The 16377-nt window shown below is 73.6% G+C and carries 17 protein-coding genes; 8 read left to right on the plus strand and 9 right to left on the minus strand.

Annotation, left to right across the window (positions count from 1 at the left end):
- A complete protein-coding gene (locus ABD331_RS10970; RefSeq protein WP_344473280.1) occupies window positions 1–327 on the plus strand; it encodes a DUF1048 domain-containing protein in 327 nt (108 codons plus the stop codon).
- Window positions 328–384: 57 nt separating this feature from the next.
- Entirely contained in the window at window positions 385–1404 is a 1020-nt protein-coding gene (locus tag ABD331_RS10975) for a helix-turn-helix transcriptional regulator (protein WP_344473282.1), read from the plus strand.
- A gap of 78 nt (window positions 1405–1482) precedes the next feature.
- Here the strand turns inward: ABD331_RS10975 and ABD331_RS10980 are convergent, their stop codons facing one another.
- The 4 genes from ABD331_RS10980 to ABD331_RS10995 form a co-directional block, all read right to left on the minus strand.
- The gene (locus ABD331_RS10980; protein WP_344473284.1) at window positions 1483–1704 is read right to left on the minus strand and encodes a hypothetical protein; all 222 of its coding nucleotides are present in this window, start codon (window positions 1702–1704) and stop codon (window positions 1483–1485) included.
- Window positions 1705–1741: 37 nt separating this feature from the next.
- Window positions 1742–2185 carry a DUF6623 family protein gene (locus tag ABD331_RS10985; protein ID WP_344473286.1) on the minus strand — a complete coding sequence of 148 codons (444 nt, stop codon included), beginning with the start codon at window positions 2183–2185 and terminating at the stop codon, window positions 1742–1744.
- A 164-nt stretch (window positions 2186–2349) separates the two neighbouring features.
- Window positions 2350–2844: an RNA polymerase sigma factor gene (locus tag ABD331_RS10990; RefSeq protein ID WP_344473288.1), complete on the minus strand. Its 495-nt coding sequence runs from the start codon at window positions 2842–2844 to the stop codon at window positions 2350–2352.
- Between the two features lie 93 nt (window positions 2845–2937).
- Complete coding sequence (locus ABD331_RS10995; protein WP_344473290.1) at window positions 2938–3921, minus strand: MerR family transcriptional regulator; 984 nt, start codon at window positions 3919–3921, stop codon at window positions 2938–2940.
- 189 nt (window positions 3922–4110) lie between these two features.
- Here ABD331_RS10995 and ABD331_RS11000 point away from each other — a divergent pair, with 189 nt between their 5' ends.
- The 4 genes from ABD331_RS11000 to plsX all read left to right on the plus strand — a co-directional run bounded on the left by ABD331_RS11000 (window position 4111) and on the right by plsX (window position 8557).
- Complete coding sequence (locus ABD331_RS11000) at window positions 4111–5151, plus strand: polyprenyl synthetase family protein (protein WP_344473292.1); 1041 nt, start codon at window positions 4111–4113, stop codon at window positions 5149–5151.
- A gap of 69 nt (window positions 5152–5220) precedes the next feature.
- Complete coding sequence (locus ABD331_RS11005; RefSeq protein ID WP_344473294.1) at window positions 5221–6675, plus strand: phytoene desaturase family protein; 1455 nt, start codon at window positions 5221–5223, stop codon at window positions 6673–6675.
- Window positions 6672–7571 (plus strand): phytoene/squalene synthase family protein, encoded by a 900-nt coding sequence (locus ABD331_RS11010; RefSeq protein WP_344473296.1) that lies wholly within the window; start codon window positions 6672–6674, stop codon window positions 7569–7571. The genes ABD331_RS11005 and ABD331_RS11010 overlap by 4 nt, the downstream gene beginning before the upstream one ends.
- Window positions 7568–8557, plus strand: coding sequence for a phosphate acyltransferase PlsX (gene plsX / locus ABD331_RS11015; RefSeq protein ID WP_344473298.1), 990 nt, complete (start codon window positions 7568–7570; stop codon window positions 8555–8557). The genes ABD331_RS11010 and plsX overlap by 4 nt, the downstream gene beginning before the upstream one ends.
- Window positions 8558–8562: 5 nt before the next feature.
- Here the strand turns inward: plsX and ABD331_RS11020 are convergent, their stop codons facing one another.
- Window positions 8563–9264, minus strand: coding sequence for a spheroidene monooxygenase (locus ABD331_RS11020; RefSeq protein WP_344473300.1), 702 nt, complete (start codon window positions 9262–9264; stop codon window positions 8563–8565).
- Here ABD331_RS11020 and ABD331_RS11025 point away from each other — a divergent pair.
- A complete protein-coding gene (locus ABD331_RS11025) occupies window positions 9239–9835 on the plus strand; it encodes a glycerol-3-phosphate acyltransferase (protein WP_344473302.1) in 597 nt (198 codons plus the stop codon). The genes ABD331_RS11020 and ABD331_RS11025 overlap by 26 nt on opposite strands.
- Here ABD331_RS11025 and ABD331_RS11030 read toward each other — a convergent pair.
- The 4 genes from ABD331_RS11030 to ABD331_RS11045 form a co-directional block, all read right to left on the minus strand.
- On the minus strand, window positions 9786–10964 hold the full coding sequence (locus tag ABD331_RS11030; protein WP_344473304.1) for a glycosyltransferase family 2 protein: 1179 nt from the start codon (window positions 10962–10964) through the stop codon (window positions 9786–9788). The genes ABD331_RS11025 and ABD331_RS11030 overlap by 50 nt on opposite strands.
- A 163-nt stretch (window positions 10965–11127) precedes the next feature.
- On the minus strand, window positions 11128–12567 hold the full coding sequence (locus ABD331_RS11035; protein WP_344473305.1) for a phytoene desaturase family protein: 1440 nt from the start codon (window positions 12565–12567) through the stop codon (window positions 11128–11130).
- Window positions 12555–13322 (minus strand): carotenoid biosynthesis protein, encoded by a 768-nt coding sequence (locus ABD331_RS11040; protein ID WP_344473306.1) that lies wholly within the window; start codon window positions 13320–13322, stop codon window positions 12555–12557. Before ABD331_RS11040 ends, ABD331_RS11035 begins: the two co-directional genes overlap by 13 nt.
- Window positions 13323–13403: 81 nt before the next feature.
- A complete protein-coding gene (locus ABD331_RS11045; RefSeq protein ID WP_344473408.1) occupies window positions 13404–14873 on the minus strand; it encodes an SDR family oxidoreductase in 1470 nt (489 codons plus the stop codon).
- A gap of 184 nt (window positions 14874–15057) precedes the next feature.
- Here ABD331_RS11045 and ABD331_RS11050 point away from each other — a divergent pair, with 184 nt between their 5' ends.
- Entirely contained in the window at window positions 15058–16323 is a 1266-nt protein-coding gene (locus tag ABD331_RS11050) for a cryptochrome/photolyase family protein (protein WP_344473308.1), read from the plus strand.
- Window positions 16324–16377: the final 54 nt, after the last annotated feature.

Below are 16377 nucleotides of genomic sequence, written 5' to 3' on the forward strand. Positions count from 1 at the left end.
GTGGGCATCCACGACATCATCGAGGGCAAGAAGCAGTGGCGGGCGCACATGGCGCGGGTCAAGGCGCTCCCGCCCGACTATCAGATCGTCTACAAGGAGTTGCAGAAGTACTTCTTCAAGGTCGGCCCTGTCGATCTGCCTGACGGGCCGCTGCTTCCCGGGATCGTCGATTTCTTCGAGGAAGGCGCCGCGTCCGGCAAGGGAGTGCTGGAACTCATCGGCGACGACGTCGCCGCCTTCGCCGACGACCTGATCAAGGATTCGAACACGTACGCGGCGCTCTATCAGGAATCCCTCGCCAAGAAGAAGGGCACGGCCGAGAAGTAACCGTCCGGCCGGAAAAACCGCTGGCCCGGACGGCGCGTTCCGCCGCACACTGGAACCGTGATTACGGAGTGTGTCCGGTTGTATCGGGATCTGTGCGCGGCGCTGGTCCCGGGCGCCGGGCTGGAGGCGGTCGCGGCGGAGCTGTCCCGGGTGATCGCGCCCGTGGTGCCGCACGACGCGATGCGCTGCGGGACGAGCAGCCCGTCGTCGGGCCCTGGCATCACCACGCTGGCGTTCTGGCACGGCTACACGCCCGACCTCGGCCGCGAGCTGCTCAGCGCGGACCGCGTCGGCGACTACCTGGTGGAGCTGGGCGAGCTGGCGCGGCGGCAGGTCCCCGTGACGTTGTCCCGGCGGGTGCGGCCGGGCATGCGGGACCGGCTGCTCGACGCGCACAGCGCCGGCGAGGAGTTGTGCCTGGCGCTGCGGTCCACGCGGGGCGTGTGGGGCGTGCTCTGCCTGATGCGGGCGGCGGGCGGCCGTCCGTTCGACGTCGCCGACGCGCGCCGGCTGGCCGACGTCGGGCCCGCGCTGGTCGCCGCGTTCCGCAACTACGTGACGGCCCCGCCGGCCAGGTCGCTCGCACCCGAGCCGTCGCCGGGCATGCTCATCGTCGGGGCCGACAGCCGGATCAAGACGATGACGTCGCAGGCGCAGCCATGGCTGGAGGCGACGCGGACGTACCTGGACGTACCCGGCTGGCTGGCCGACTGCTCGTTCGCGTGCCTGGCTGCGGCGGCTCGCGCGCAGCCGCGTAACGTGCGGCTCTGCGTGCCCTCGGTGGGGTGCGGTTGGTGGACGACGATCGAGGCCCAGCGGCTCGGCGACGACGGCGACGTCGCGATCATGATCCAGCGCGCGGGCGGCAGGTCGCTGATGCCGTCGTACTGCGACTGGTACGGGGTCACCCCCCGCGAGCAGCAGATCATGCAGCACCTCTACAGCGGGTCCGCGCCCAAGCAGATCGCCCGCGCGCTCGACCTGTCCCTCTACACGGTCGGCGACCATCTCAAGGCGCTGTTCCGCAAGACGGGCACGAGCGGACGCGACGAACTCATCGCGTCCCTCAACACGTGACGCCCCCGCACCTCGGGCGGGCCCTTCTGACAGGAGGGGAAGTCAGGAGGGCCCGCCGAGGGTTCGACGGCCGGTCGTTCAGGGGGTGGTGAACAGCCACCACTGGGGGGTGCCGTTCTGCGAGCAGAAATACGACACCCATTGACCGGCCTGCTGCCCCTGGTTGCCGGCCACCCAGCAGACCTCGAAGCTGGCATAAGGACCGTACACGGACTGCGCCGTCGCGGGAGCGGCGCCGGCGCCCAGCGCCAGGAAGGTCGCGCCGACCAGGCCGGCGAGTAGACGGGCTCGGAAACGCATCATTGTTTCCTTTCTTTTCTTGCGGTGCGCGGGAAGGTCAGATGTTGTGCGAGAAGTCGCCGCCGAAACCGGCGATGAAGACGTGGCTGTCGATCTGGCCGGCGGCGAAGAACAGCGAGATCCCGCAGCCGAAGCCGATGCCGTCGCGGCCCACGGGGAACACGTTGTTCCCGCTGAGGCCGTGGGCGTGGTTGCCTTCGATCTTGAGGTCGTCCCTGGCCAGGATGCGGTTCGGGCCGTCCCAGACGTGCACGTGGAGGAGGGAGCTGGTCTCCCGCGCGTCGAAGAGGATGAGCACCCTGTCCAGGGTTGCCCTGCGGTCCTCGACGAGGACGGGGGTGGGGATGGCGAGGTGGATCCAGTCGCCGCCGTTCGCGGGGAGGGTGAAGGTGACGCCGAATCCCTGGCGGAGCGCGTTCGTCGCGGGGTTCTCGGCCACGGCGGTGAATCCGTGCTCCCAGGACGCGTAGGTCTTTGCCATTGTCGTTCTCCTTGCGCTTTGGAGTGGAGTTCTTTCTGGTAACTCGACGATAAAGCGCCTTGAACGAGCCTTGATATCCCTAAGTCTAGGGATGAACATTTCTCCGAAAACGCATTTCTTTGGGCAAATACCACGAAGGGCCTCCGGTGCGGCCCGAAGCGCGGTCAGCCGAGACCCGCCAGCAGCGCAGAAAGCCTCCGTAGCCCTCGTGTCGTGCGGGCCTTGACCGTGCCGAGCGGCACCCGCAGCCGGTCGGCGATCTCCCGCTGCGTCAGGTCGGCGAAGTAGGCCAGTTCGATGGCCTGCCGTTGGGCGTGCGGCAGGGCGGCGAGCGCTCTGCCGAGCCGGTCGCGGTCGGCGAGCACGTCCGCGACCGGCCGCTCCCGTACGGGCGGGTCGCCGACCTCGTCCAGCGGGACCGTGGCGGGCCGGCGGACGCGCAGGTGGTCGATGGCGCGGCGGTGGGCGATGGCGAACACCCAGGCGGCCTGGCTTCTGGTGGGGTCGTAGCGGCGGCGCGAGCGCCAGAGGTCGGCGAAGACGACCTGGATCATGTCCTCCACGTCCTGAGCGGGCACGAACCGGCGCAGGTACGAGCGCAGGGCGGGGGCGTGCGTGCGGTAACACTCGTCGAGCGCTGCCTCGTCACTGATCTCCATGGCTCTGCCCCCTCACCTGAAAAACCTATTCAAAACTTATTCATAGCGGGGTTGAGGGTGCCGCCACAAGCTTCGCCGGGGGGCGTCGCGGGCTTAACCGAGCGTGGACGTGATGCGCGCGACCGCGTCAGGCAGCGTCGAGACCCGGATGACGCCCGGGGGCGGCTCGCCCTGCCAGCCGAGCCCGCCGATGACGATCTGGCAGGCGGGACGCAGCCGTGGCAGGGCGGCGAGCGGGGTGGTGTCGCCGGTGGCGGCCTGCTGCGACCAGATGAACACCGCGGCCGGACCGAGCCGGCGCATGGCGTGGGCGAGGGCGGTATAGGGAGTGCGGGCCCCCAGGACGCGGGTCTGCACGTCCAGTTCGGCGAGGGCGGCGGCCAGCGCGTGCACCGGCAGGCTGTGCTGCTCGTCCTCGGCACAGGCCAGCAACACCGGACGGACCTCAACCGTCGGGACGTCGCCGGCGCGGCGGTGCAGGGCTGCCTGGATCCGGTCGGACAGCAGGTGTTCGGCGTCGATGCCCGCCCCCGCCTCGTCCTGGCGGCGGCAGATGGTGTCGAGGACGGGCAGCAGCAGCCGTTCCCACGTCCACACCACACCGTGCGCGTCCAGCGCCTGCTCGACCAGCGCGGAAACGGCGTGGCTGTCTAGCATGAACGCGGCCCGAGCCAGCGCGGCGGTGGCCGGGCGGGCGCCGGACCGTTCGGAGGAAGGCGGGACAGCCAGGTCCGGTGAGAGGGCCGGAAGGGCGACGTCCGGTGAGGGGGTCGGAAGCGCCAGGTCCGGTGAGGGGGCCGGAAGGGCCACGTCCGGTGAGGAGGTCGGAAGCGCCAGGGCGAGCCGGGCGGCTTCGGCGGCAGGGAGGCCGGCGGCGATCAGGCGCTTCATCTCGGCCAGGCGGCGCAAGTCGGCGGCGTCGTAACGGCGATGGCCACCGGCGCTGCGACGGCTGGGGCCCAGGCCGTACCGCAGGTTCCAGGTGCGCAGCGTCGGCGCGGGCACGCCCAGCCGACGGGAGACGGCTCCGATGCCGTAGCCCGCGTCTTCTTCGCTGACCGGTTTGTCCTCGCCCATGGTTCCTGCTGCCGCTCGACGTGTCCGACCATCTTTTCGCGCTTGTGGGGGTGCTCGGACGCATGTGCGAGCGTGTCCCGTTCGGGATCCGGCGTCCGGTGGTTACCGTGAAGAAGCGTTTCGGATCGTGTGCAACCGGGTCCGCTCCTCCTGCGAAGGCTTTCTATAGCGGCAGAAGGAGTTGCGTGCATGGACACCGTGACCTCGCAGACCGGCCAGGTGCGTGAGCTGGTCGAGCGGCGTTTGGCGGAGCTGCTGGAAGAGCAGCTCGGGCGGCTCGGCTTCCTGGGCGGCCACGACGCCGAGCTGGTGCGCGAGTTCCTGGTGGAGTTCGTGCTCAGCGGCGGTAAGCGGTTGCGGCCGGCGTTCGTCTACTGGGGGTACCGGGCGGCCGGCGGCGAGCGGCCGGCGGAGGTGCTGCCCGCAGCCTGCGCGATGGAGCTGGTGCACGCGGCGGCGCTGCTGCTGGACGACGTGATGGACGAGGCGGCCTCCCGGCGTGGCCGGCCGACGGCGCACGTCGCGCTGGCCGCCCTGCACCGCGCGTCGGGACGGCGGGGCGACGCGGGCCGGTTCGGCGAGTCGGTGGCGACCCTGTTCGCGCTGCTGGCGTGGAGCTGGGCCGACGCCGCGCTGCTGGAGACGGGCCCGCGCCTGGGCGCCGCGCTGGACGTCTTCACCCGGCTGCGGGTTGAGGCGATCGGCGGGCAGTACCTCGACCTGGCCGCCGCGGCAGGGCCAGGTGCGGGACAGGAGCAGGCGGACACCATCTCGCTCTACAAGTCGGGCAAATACACGGTCGAGGGGCCTCTGCATCTCGGCCACGCCGTCGCGGGCGGCTGCCCGCGGACGCGGCGGACGCTGAGCGCGTACGCGCTGCCGCTGGGTGCGGCGTTCCAGCTCAGGGACGACGTCAACGGCGTGTTCGGCGACCCGGCGCACACCGGCAAGGCCTGCGCTGACCTGCTGCAGGGCAAGGCCACCTTCCTGCTCGCCTACGCCCGCCGGGTGACGGGCAGCCCGCTCCTGGACGGCATCACCGACGAGCGCGGGGCGGCGGCGGCGCGGGAGCTGATCGTGCGGTGCGGGGCGCTGGGGGCGGCGGAGCAGCGCATCGCCGCCCTGACGGACGAGGCGGTCGCGGCGTTGGATCGTCCGCCCGGCATCCCACCGGAGGCGAGGCAGGCGCTGACGGAACTGGCCACCCTGTCCACGGCGAAGAGCCTGTGATGAGTGCCGGCGTGGACATGGCGAGGAGCCGCTGATGAGTGCCGGCGTGGACATGGCGAGGAGCCGCTGATGAGTGCTGTGGTGGTCGTCGGAGCCGGTCTGGGCGGCCTGTCGGCGGCCGTTCACCTGGCCGCGGCCGGCCGCCAGGTGACGGTGGTGGAGGCCCTCGACGAGCCCGGCGGCTGCTGCGGCACCGCCCGGCTCGGCGCGTACCGGTTCGACACCGGCCCGTCCGTGCTGACGATGCCGGACGTGCTGGCCGAGGTCTTCGGCGCGGCCGGGCAGGAGCTGCGGCACTGGCTGCCGCTGCGGCGGCTGGACCCGTCCTACCGGATGGTCTTCGAGGACGGCTCGTGGCTGGACGTGCTGCCGGAGCGCGAGGCGATGACCGAGCAGGTGCGCACGGTGTGCGGGCCCGCGGAGGCGGCGCGCTACGAGCGGTACCGGCGGCTGCTGGCGGAGATGTTCCGCCTGGAGTGGCCGGCGTTCATCGACGCGGACATGACGCGGCTGCGCGGCCTGGCCCGGCCGGCCGCGCTGCTGCGGCTGGCCGCGCTGGGCGGCTTCCGCCGGCTGGACCGGCTGGCGGCCCGGCACCTGAGGGACCCCAGGCTGATCAAGGCGCACACGTTCCAGGCCCTGTACGTGGGGCTCTCGCCCCAGCAGGCGCTGGGCATCTACGCCGTCATCGCGCACATGGACACCGTCGGCGGCGTGTACTTCCCCGAACGCGGCGGCATGCACGCCATCCCGGCGGCGATGGCGGCCCTGCTGGAGAAGCTGGGCGCCGGGATCCGCTACGGCGTGCGCGCCCACGAGATCGAGACGGACACCGACGGCGTCAAGGGCGTCCTGCTGGCGGACGGCGAGCGGCTGCCGGCCGGGCAGGTGGTCGTCGCGTGCGACCGGCTGGCGGCCAGGCGGCTGCTGCCCGGCCTGGCGGACGACTGGCGGCTGCGCCGTCCCCGCCACTCCCCCTCCTGCCTGGTGGTGCACGCGGGCCTGGACCGCCCGCCCACCGGCCAGGCGCACCACACGCTGCACTTCGGCCGTACCTGGGAGGACACGTTCAGCGCGCTGGCGGCGGGCAGGCCGCAACCGGACCCGAGCCTGCTCGTCACCTGCCCCGAGCCGGACGGCGAGGCCGCGCCGGCGGGGCACACTACGCTCAGCGTCCTGGAGCCCGCGCCGAACCTGGAACGCGCCGACTGGAAGCGGCTGCGGCCCCGGCTGGAGGGGAGGCTGCTCGGCCGGATGGCCAGGCTCGGTTACGGCGACCTGTCGGCCGCGCCCCGGCTGGTGCTGGACCCGCCCGCCTGGGCGGCCCTCGGGCACAGCGCCGGAACGCCGTTCGCGCTCGATCACCGCTTCACCCAGACGGCGTGGCTGCGCCCGTCCGCCGTGGCCCGGCGGGTGCCCGGGCTGCACTTCGCCGGCATGTTCACCGCGCCCGGTGTCGGGGTGCCGCCCGTGCTGATCTCCGGCCGGCTGGCCGCCGAACGCATACTCGAGGAGACCCGTTGACGCTCACCGCCAGCTACGAGCGCTGCCGGCGGCTGCACGCCCGCCACGGCCGCTCCTACTATCTGGCCACCCGGCTGCTGCCGCAGTGGAAGCGGCGGCATGTGCACGCCCTGTACGGTTTCGCCCGCTACGCCGACGAGATCGTCGACTCCTTCACGATGACCGCCGACCGGTCCCGCGCCCTCGACGCGCTGACCGGCCGGGTGGAGGCCGGGCTCGCCGGCGCGGACGTGGACAGCCCGGTGCTGCCGGCGTTCCTGCACACGGTGAGGTCGTTCGGCATCGGCCACGACGACATCGGCGCCTTCCTCGTCTCCATGCGGGCCGACCTGTCCGTGACCCGGTACGCGACCTACGACGACCTGCTCGGCTACATGGCGGGATCGGCCGCCGCCATCGGCACCATGATGCTGCCGGTGCTGGAGGCGGCGCCCGGCCGCGAGCAGGCGGCCCGCGAGCCCGCCCGCCAGCTCGGCCTGGCCTTCCAGCTCACCAACTTCCTGCGCGACGTCGGTGAGGACCACGCCAGGGGCCGCGTCTACCTGCCCATGGAGGACCTGGACAAGTTCGGCGTCAAGCCGGAGGACCTGGGCGCCCGGCACACGTCGGCCCGCGTGCGGGACCTGCTCGCCTTCGAGGCCGGTCGCGCCCGCGACCACTACAGCGCCGCCGCCGGCGGCTTCGGCCTGCTCGTCGCCTCGTCGCAGCCGTGCGTGCGCGCCGCGTTCGAGCTGTACGGCGGCATCCTGGAGGAGATCGAGCGCCGCGGGTTCGAGGTGCTCACGGCCCGGGTACGGGTGCCGCGCCGGCGCAAGGCGGCCGTGTTCGCCCGCCACCTGCTGGCCTCCGCCGAGGCGGGCCGGGCCGAGCGCCGGGTGCGAGTGGAGCTGCCATGACCCCCAGGACGACCGTGCCGCCGGTGGTGCTGGACGCGATGGGCGGCGACCACGGGCCCGCCGAGACCGTCGCCGGAGCGGTGGCGGCGTGGCGTACCCACCACGTGCCCATCACCCTGGTCGGCGACGAGCCTCGCGTGGTCGCCGAGTTGCGCAGGCACAGCGCCAGCGGCGAGATCGCCGTGGTGCACGCCGACGACGCGGTCCCGATGACCGAGCGCGGCGCCGGCGCCGCCGCGCTGGCCGCCTCCAGCCTGGCGGTGGGCTGCGACCTGGTCGGACGGGGCCTGGGCGGGGCGTTCGTGTCGGCCGGGTCCACCGGCGCGGTGGTCTCCTGCGCGGTACGCGGCATCGGCCGCGCCGCCGGGGTGCTGCGGCCCGCACTGGCCGTGGCCCTGCCCGCGCTGACGGGCGGCGCGAGCGTGCTGGTGGACGCGGGCGCGACAGCCGATCCGAGCCCGGCCATGGTGGCTCAGTTCGCCCTGCTCGGCGTGGGGTACGCGCGAGCCGTGCTCGGCCGTCCCGACCCGACGGCGGGGTTGTTGTCCATCGGCTCGGAGCCGGGCAAGGGCAACCGGCTGACCTGCCAGTCCGCGGAGTTGATCGCCGCCTCGCCGGTGCGGTTCCACGGCAACATCGAGGGCCATGACGTGCTGACCGGGGTGGTGGACGTGATCGTCACCGACGGGTTCACGGGGAACGTGGTGCTGAAGAACGTCGAGGGTTGCGTCCGTACGGCGCTGACCATGGTCGCCCAGGCCGGCATCGCGTCGCCGGACCGGCTCGCGGAGGTGGCCCGCCGCTACGACCCGCAGACCCACGGGGGCGCCACCCTGCTCGGGCTGCGGGGCACCGTCGTCGTCGCGCACGGCTCATCGCGGGCGGCCACCATCGCCCGGGCCTGCGTGGTGGCGCACGCCCTGGCGGCGCAGGATCCCGCGGCCGGGATCGGGGCGGGGCTTGAGGGCGCGGCGACGAGGCCGTGATGGGCTCATCGCAGCGGGTCGGTTCCGTCCCAGGTGCCCTCGCTGGCGTACGGGACGAAGCGGGCGAACAGCTCCTCGGCGTACCAGTCGTGCGAGCGCACCTGCTCGATGACCCGCTGATGCGCCTGCCCCCGGTAGGCGAAGGCGCTCACCGCTGCGCGATCCCGCCACAGGGAGAAGGTCGCCTGCCGGGCCAGCGGCCACTCGCCCATGCCGATCGACGCCAGGCAGCCGTCCTGCCGCCGCAGCAGCTCCTCGACCGGCGGCACCGACCGGTAGAACGCGACCAGGCGGCGGGCCCGGATCGACGCCCTGGTCAGCACCGCCACCGGCCCCGCCCCGCCGGGTCGGTCCGGGTGCCCGGCGAACGGGTCGCGTCCCGCCCAGGCGCCGCGCGAGGCGAGCGGGGCCAGCCGTACCTGCCAGCTCTCGTCCGCCTCCGTCCGCCATCGGGCGGCGATCGGCGAGGTGCGCAGGAACTTCTCCAGGTCACTCTCGTCGCGCCAGACCGCGAACATGGCCCACCGGCGCAGGTCGGCCCCCAGCGACATGGTGCGGCCCCGGCCGGTGCCGAGCAGCCGCCAGAACAGCAGCCCGCCGGTGCTCCGCAGCAGCGGCCGGTCGAAAGCCATGTGCCGCATCTCCCGGATGCCGCCGTATCGGATGAGGTGGAACGAGGCGATGGTTGACGTGCTGGTGGCGGTCATCTCCGGTTACCTGCTCGGCTCGGTGCCGGTCGCGGTGCTGGTGGCGCGGGCGCATGGTGTCGATCCGCGCGAGGTCGGCGACCGCAACCCGGGGTACTGGAACGTCAAGGAGCAGCTCGGCCTGCGGGCGGCCGTGCCGGTGTTCGCCGGCGACACGGCGAAGGGCACGCTGGCGGCCCTGGTGGGGCTGTTCGTCAGCGGCGCCCACACCACCGGCCTGGGGGTGGTGACGGGGGCGAGCGTGGCGCCGGTGTACCTGGCGGTGGCGGCGGCGATGGCGGGGCACGCGTGGCCGGTCTTCGCCGGTTTCCGTGGCGGCCGGTCCATTCTGACGTTCGCGGGCGGCATCGCGGTGATCTGCCCGCCGGCGTTCGTGCTGGCCATCGCGGCCCTGGTGGGGGTGGCGCTGGCGGTGCGGTCGTTCGCGGTGGGGGCGCGCCTGGCGGTGTTCGGGGTGCCGGTGCTGCAACTGCTGTTCGCGCCCGTGGAGCTGGTGGCGGCCACTGGGGGGCTGATGTGCCTCATCGGGCTGCGCTTCGGGCAGGCCGCACTGGCCGCGCGCCGCCACTGACGCTCCCCGTTCCCTGGTCGGTGGCCGGTTGGACGTCGCGGGGGTCCTGCCGGGTGCCGCCGGTGGCCGGGTAGGTGCGGCCTCGCCACGTTCGTACCGGCCGGAGCGTGGCCTGGGTCAGCCGGAACGCCGACGCCGGATCGAGCAGCGGCGACAACAGCACCCCCGCACCCGCCCCGCGATAGCTGCCCCGCAACGCACCCGTGAGCAGCGACCGCGCCACCAGCAGCGCCACGTCCAGCCCGGTGGGCCGACCGGCGGCCAGCCGCAGCACGGGCAGCGCCCCGGTGAGCCAGATGACGGCCAGGTCGGCCGCCTGCCACCCGGGCCCGGTCACGTCGCTCAGCGGCAGCGAACGCCCCCACTCCCGCCACAACTCGCCCACCGAGTCGTGCATGTCTACCTCCAGCAGAGCGCCCCCGTCCAGGAACCCCACCCTCCACCCCCGCTCAGCCAGCGACCGGGCCAGCGCCACGTCATCGGTCATCCGATCCCGGACGAGCGCGAACCCGTCCACATCGACCATCCCGGCACGGCGGAAGGCCATGCACTGCCCGTTGGCGACGACGCGGTGCGGCGGCGGCGTGCTCGCCGGGCCGACGGGCCCGAACCGGTAGACGAGCGTCGCCAGCATGGAGGCGTGCAGGGCCTGCTCCAGCACGCCGTCGCAGACGAACTGGGGGCCCGCGCTCACCAGGTCGTAGCGCTCCAGAGCATCGGCGAGCGCCCCGAACAGCCCCGGCTCCGGCCGGGTGTCGGCGTCCAGCGTGACCACCACCTCGCCGCCGGCCGCGGCCACCCCCTGGCGCAGCGCCCACTGCTTGCCCACCCAGCCGCTGGGCAGCGGCTCGGCGGTGACGACCGTGGCCCCCAGCGAGGCTGCCACCTCGGCCGTCCCGTCGCGGGAGCCGTCGTCGACCACGATCACCTCGGTGACGGCGGGGGACGCCAGCGCGGCGCGCAGGCACGGCCGGATCCTGGCCGCCTCGTCGCGAGCCGGGATCACCACGGAGATCGTCACACCCGCGTGCGGGATCGGCCGCAGCGGCGGCAACCGCCGCCGTCCGCGCGCCAGCCTGGCGGCCACGACGGCGGCCGCGACCGCTTGTGCGGCGGTGAGCAGCCTCATCGCCCACCGCCCGCTCGCACGCCGCCCGCTCGCACGCCGCCCGCTCGCACGCCGCCCGCTCGCACGCCGCCCGCTCGCACGCCGCCCGCTCGCACGCCGCCCGAGCGGACACCGCCAGCCGCATCGCACGCTGCCCGAGCAGATCCCGCAGCCGCGCGCGGGCTCATCGCCCGCTCCTGTGCAGGTCCTCGGCGACCAGCCCGGCCACGATGCGCGCGCCCAGCGCCACCATGGGCAGCCCGCCCCCCGGATGCGCCGACCCGCCGACCAGGTACAGCCCCTTGCGCGGGCCGCGGTTGCCAGGACGCTGGAAGGACGCCAGCCGCCCCCGATAGGCACTGCCGTAGATGGCCCCACCCCAGGCACCGTAACGATCACGCAGGTCGGCGGGCGTGAAGACGTCGGCGAACCGCAACCGGCCCGCCAGGTCGTAGCCCCGCTCGGCCAGCCGCTCCAGCACCAGATCCCGGTACGCGTTCACCCCGACAGGCCACCGCCCCGGATCGCGGGCGGGCACGTTGACGAGCATCGTCCAGTTCTCCGCCCCCTCCGGAGCCTGGGAGGCGTCGTCGACCGCCGAGCAGCCGAGGTAGACGGTGGGGTCGAGCGGCGGGCTGCCACGGTCGAAGAGGTCGCCGAACTCCTGTTCGTAGTCGGACGAGAACAGCACCGAGTGATGCGGCAGGCCAGGCGTCCGCCCCTCGACCCCGGCCAGGATCAGCAGCGCCGACGACGACCGTCCGAGCCTGGCGATCCGCCGCAGCCGGCGGCGGTCGGGCAGCAAGCGGCCGTACAGGTCGGCGGCGTCGGTGTTGGCCACCACCACGTCGGCCCGGACGCGTTCGCCACTGGCCAGCCGCACCCCCGTCACCCGGGAGCCGTCGGCCTCGACGGCGGCGACCGGCTCGGACAGCAGCACCTGCACGTTCGCGGCCTTCAGCAGCAGCGCCAGGTCGTCGGCCAGCCTGGCGAGGCCGCCGGGCGCGTACCAGACGCCCTGCCCGTGCTCCAGCGCCGGGACGCAGCCGAGCGCGGCGGGCGCCCGGTAGGGGCTGGACCCGGCGTAGGTGGCGTAGCGGCCGACGTACTGACGCAGCCGGGCGTCGGTGAAGTAGCGGCGGGCCAGCCCGTCCAGGGTGTGTGCGGGGGCCACGGCCAGCAGGTCCGACAGCCTGGCCTCGTGCGGCGGCCGGATGAGCGGCCCGGTGAACACGGTCCGCCTCGCCGCTTCCAGGCAGCCCTCGGCCCAGCGGTGGAAGGCGCGCCAGGCCTGTCCCTCGCCCGGGGCGAGCAGGTCGATCGCGGCGGCCATCCGGTCCGGGTCGCGCCGGGCGTCCAGCACGCTGCCGTCGGCGAACCGGTAACGGCACAGCAGCTCCGGCTCGATCAGTTCGCGTCCCAGCCCGAGCTCGCGGAACAGCTCCGGCATGGTGAGCAGCGACGGCCCCAGGGAGAAGGTGAACCCGTCGCGGCGATGCTCGGCCAGCTTGCCGCCGAGCCGCGGCGACTGCTCGTACAGCCGCACCTCGTGCCCCTGCCTGGCGAGCAGCAGCGCGCACACCATGCCGCCCACGCCGCCGCCGACCACCGTCACCTCTGCCATGACCGCCTCCAGGCCGGCGCGGCGAACGCGCCCATCGTGATCCCTCCGGCCACCGCCACCAGCGCGTCGGGCGGGTCGAACACCGCCGCGAAGGCGACCGTCTCCATCACCGCCATGACCGTGTACAGCGTCAGCAGCCCCCGCCCTGCCCCTGCCCCGCCGATGATGTGCCCGACGGCCAGCATGACCAGGGCCGACACCAGCAGCCAGCCCGCGAAGTTGCTCAGCGGGATGCCGCGGTAGAGGCCGTCCTGCGCCCACGTCCACAGCCCGAGGCGGACCATCTGCGGGTCGAGGAACAGGTCCCACGCCGTCAGGGCGCCGGCGCCCGCGAACGTCCGCGCCCAACCGGCCGGTGCGATGGCGGCGGCCACCGCGTACGCCGCCAGCCCCATCCCGCCCCAGGCCAGCGCCACCACCACCGGTACGCCGCCCACCTGCGGCCACAACACGCCGCTGTAGCTGTAGGCACCGAACGGGAACCCGGTCGACACCCCGGCGAGCTCGGCCGCGTACCCGATCAGCACCGCCGCGCCGAACGCGGCCACCGCTCTGCGCGCGCCCCACACGTCCGCGGCGAACGCCACGGCGCACGCCGCCAGCAGCGCCACGATCACCGTGGTGAGCCGCTCGGGCCGCGCGTCGAGCCCCGACGCCACCTGGCAGCCGATCATGGCCACCAGGAACAGCACGCCCAGCACGCGGGCCGGCCGCGGGGCCGCGCGTCTGTCCTGTCCGCTCCGCGTCTGTCGCACACCCTGTCTTTCGCAGCCGCCCCCGGTCACGGACGCATGTGCCCCGAGACGTGCCAAGCGTCCCTCACGGCCGGCCGAGAATCAGGACAAGATCTGCTGCCGCCGCCGGGCCGCCGCCGCCACGTTGACCGGCATCCGCCCGAAGATCAGACCGTGGAAGGGCGAGATTCCCCACCAGTACAGATGTCCGAGCAGGCCGCGCGGGTGGAAGATCGCCCGCTGCGTGTAGATCGTCCGGTCGCCGTCGCGGGCGGCGCCCAGCTCCAGCCAGGCCAGGCCGGGTAGCCGCATCTCGGCCCGCAGCCGCAGCAGCTCGCCGGGGACCACTTCCTCCACCCGCCAGAAGTCGATCGAGTCGCCCACCCGCAGCCGGGCCGGGTCCCGCCGGCCGCGCCGCAGGCCGACGCCGCCGACGAGCCGATCGGCCAGCCCTCGCAGCTTCCAGGCGACCGGCAGGGAGTACCAGCCGTTGTCGCCGCCGACGCCCTCGATGACCTGCCACAACGCCTCCGCGCTCGCCGGCACGGCAAGGCTGCGCTCGTCCACGTACAGGCTGCCGCCCGCCCAGCCGGGATCGGTGGGCAGCGGATCGCTCGGCGCGCCCGGCGTGGACGCCGAGGACCAGCGGGTGGCCACGTCCGCCTCCTTGATCTTCATCAGCGCCAGCGCCACCGCCTGCCGGAAGCCGATCAGCCCATCCTCGGGATCGGGGACGTATCGGGCGATGTCGTGCTCGCCGCACACGGCCTCGTTCCGCAGCGACTCCACCAGCGGACGCGCGATGCTCGCTGGGACCGGCGTGACCAGCCCCACCCACAGGCTGGACAGCCGTGGGCTGAGCAGCGGCACCGGAATGATCAGCCGGGGTGGCAGCCCTGCCACGGCCGCGTAACCGTGCATCATGTCGGCGTAGGTCAGCACGTCCGGCCCTCCGAGGTCGAACCCCCTGTTGACCGTCCCCGGCACCTGCGCCCACGCGAGCAGATAACGCAGCACGTCCCGCACCGCGATCGGCTGCGTACGGCTGCGCACCCAGCGCGGCGTCGTCATCACCGGCAGCCGCTCCGTCAGGTAGCGCAGCATCTCGAACGAGGCCGACCCGGAACCGATGATCACCGCGGCGCGCAGCACCACCGCCGGCACGGCCCCCTCCAGGAAGATCTCCCCCACCTCGGCCCGCGACCTCAGATGCGGCGAAAGCCTCTCATCAGCGGTCAGGCCGCCCAGGTAGACGATCCGCCGCACGCCCGCCTCGGCCGCCGCCGCCGCGAACGTGCGCGCCGCCAGCCGATCCCGCTCGGCGAACCGGCCGCTCGCCCCCATCGCGTGGATCAGGTAGTACGCGACCTCGACCCCGTCCAGCGCCCGGCGCGTCGCCGCGGCGTCCGTGGCGTCGGCCTCGGCGACCTGCGTCCGCGCCGCCCACGGCAGATCACGCAGCCGTCCGGCCGAGCGGACCATGCACCGCACCTGGTGGCCGGCGGCGAGCAACTCGGGCACCAGCCGCCCGCCGATATAGCCGGTCGCGCCGGTGACCAGGCACAATGACATGTCCACGACCCTTCCCCGCGGCACCTTGCCTCATGCCCCCCTTTTTACGGGTCCACCGACCAACGCGACCCGCCGGCCTTCGTAGCCTTGGGGGCGTTCGCAACCACCTCGTCCGGCAGCAGATGCAACCGCGGTCCCCGGCGTCGCGAAGAAGCCGGGGAACGGAGTCGCGGATGGAGGTCGCATGGACACGGTGATCGTCTTGTTCAACAGGGACCTGCGCGTGCACGACCACCCGGCGCTGGTGGCCGCCTGCCGCCGCGCCCGCGCCGTGATCCCGCTGTTCGTGCTGGACGAGACCATCCCGGCCGGCCACCGCCACGGCTTCCTCCTGCAATGCCTGACCGACCTGCGGGCCGCCCTGCGGGCGCGCGGCGGGGACCTGATCGTCCGGCACGGCGACGTGGTGGCCGAGACCATGAAACTGGCCCGCCGGACCGGCGCCGAGGCGATCTTCGCCAGCGCCGACGTCACCGCTCTGGCCAGGCGCAGACAGGACCGGCTGGCCGGTGAGGCGATCGCCTGCGAGTTCTTCCCGGGCGTCACGGTGGTGCCGCCCGGGACGCTGAAACCGTCCGGCGGCGGCGACCACTACCGGGTCTTCACCCCGTACTGGCGCGCCTGGAGCCGGCACGAGCACCGCCGGCTCCTCGCACCGCCCCGCCAGGTCCCCACTCCCCCGGACCTCGACGCCGGACGCCTGCCGACCCCTCCGCCGCCTGGCCCCATGCCCGGCGGCGAGCAGGCCGCCCGCGACCGCGCCCACCAGTGGATCGGCCGCTCCCTTACCGGCTACGCCGACAGCCACGACGACCTGGCCGGCGACCGCACCTCGCGGCTCAGCCCGTACCTGCGCTTCGGCTGCCTGTCACCGCTGGAACTGACCCGCCTGACCGCCGGCAACCAGGACTTCGTCCGCCAGCTCTGCTGGCGCGACTTCTACCATCAGGTCACCTACGCCTTCCCGCGCATCAACCGCGCCGACTACCGGCCCCGCGGCCGCCACTGGCGCGTGGAGGAGGACGCCCTGCAGGCCTGGCGCGCGGGCATGACGGGGCTGCCCATCGTGGACGCCGGCATGCGCCAGCTCCTCGCCGAGGGCTGGATGCACAACCGGGCCCGCCTCATCGTCGCGTCCTACCTGGTCAGGGTGCTCGGCATCGACTGGCGAGCCGGCGCCCGGCACTTCTTCGAGCACCTGCTCGACGGCGACGTGGCCAACAACTGCGGGAACTGGCAGTGGGTCGCGGGGACGGGCAACGACACGCGTCCCAACCGGGGGTTCAATCCGCTGCGTCAGGCGCAGCGGTTCGATGCCAAGGGTGAGTACGTGCGGCGGTACGTGCCGGAGCTCGCTGACGTGCCCGCCGCGCATGTTCACCGGCCTTGGCGGCTGACCGCGCCGCCCAGCGGATACCCGCTGCCGATCGTCGAACCACCGCCGGGCTGATCGTCCGGAGCTTCGCAAGGTCGTGGCGGTGGACGGACGACACCAGCCACCCCG

It is taken from the genome of Nonomuraea monospora (genome assembly GCF_039531895.1).
Taxonomy (GTDB): domain Bacteria; phylum Actinomycetota; class Actinomycetes; order Streptosporangiales; family Streptosporangiaceae; genus Nonomuraea; species Nonomuraea monospora.

Bases quoted from the DNA above. Each gene is read 5' to 3' on its own strand.
- ABD331_RS10980 (WP_344473284.1), bottom strand. From the start codon at position 1,704: ATGCGTTTCCGAGCCCGTCTACTCGCCGGCCTGGTCGGCGCGACCTTC.
- ABD331_RS10985 (WP_344473286.1), bottom strand. From the start codon at position 2,185: ATGGCAAAGACCTACGCGTCCTGGGAGCACGGATTCACCGCCGTGGCC.
- ABD331_RS10990 (WP_344473288.1), bottom strand. From the start codon at position 2,844: ATGGAGATCAGTGACGAGGCAGCGCTCGACGAGTGTTACCGCACGCAC.
- ABD331_RS10995 (WP_344473290.1), bottom strand. From the start codon at position 3,921: ATGGGCGAGGACAAACCGGTCAGCGAAGAAGACGCGGGCTACGGCATC.
- ABD331_RS11000 (WP_344473292.1), top strand. From the start codon at position 4,111: ATGGACACCGTGACCTCGCAGACCGGCCAGGTGCGTGAGCTGGTCGAG.
- ABD331_RS11005 (WP_344473294.1), top strand. From the start codon at position 5,221: ATGAGTGCTGTGGTGGTCGTCGGAGCCGGTCTGGGCGGCCTGTCGGCG.
- plsX (WP_344473298.1), top strand. From the start codon at position 7,568: ATGACCCCCAGGACGACCGTGCCGCCGGTGGTGCTGGACGCGATGGGC.
- ABD331_RS11025 (WP_344473302.1), top strand. From the start codon at position 9,239: ATGGTTGACGTGCTGGTGGCGGTCATCTCCGGTTACCTGCTCGGCTCG.
- ABD331_RS11020 (WP_344473300.1), bottom strand. From the start codon at position 9,264: ATGACCGCCACCAGCACGTCAACCATCGCCTCGTTCCACCTCATCCGA.
- ABD331_RS11030 (WP_344473304.1), bottom strand. From the start codon at position 10,964: ATGAGGCTGCTCACCGCCGCACAAGCGGTCGCGGCCGCCGTCGTGGCC.
- ABD331_RS11035 (WP_344473305.1), bottom strand. From the start codon at position 12,567: ATGGCAGAGGTGACGGTGGTCGGCGGCGGCGTGGGCGGCATGGTGTGC.
- ABD331_RS11045 (WP_344473408.1), bottom strand. From the start codon at position 14,873: ATGTCATTGTGCCTGGTCACCGGCGCGACCGGCTATATCGGCGGGCGG.
- ABD331_RS11050 (WP_344473308.1), top strand. From the start codon at position 15,058: ATGGACACGGTGATCGTCTTGTTCAACAGGGACCTGCGCGTGCACGAC.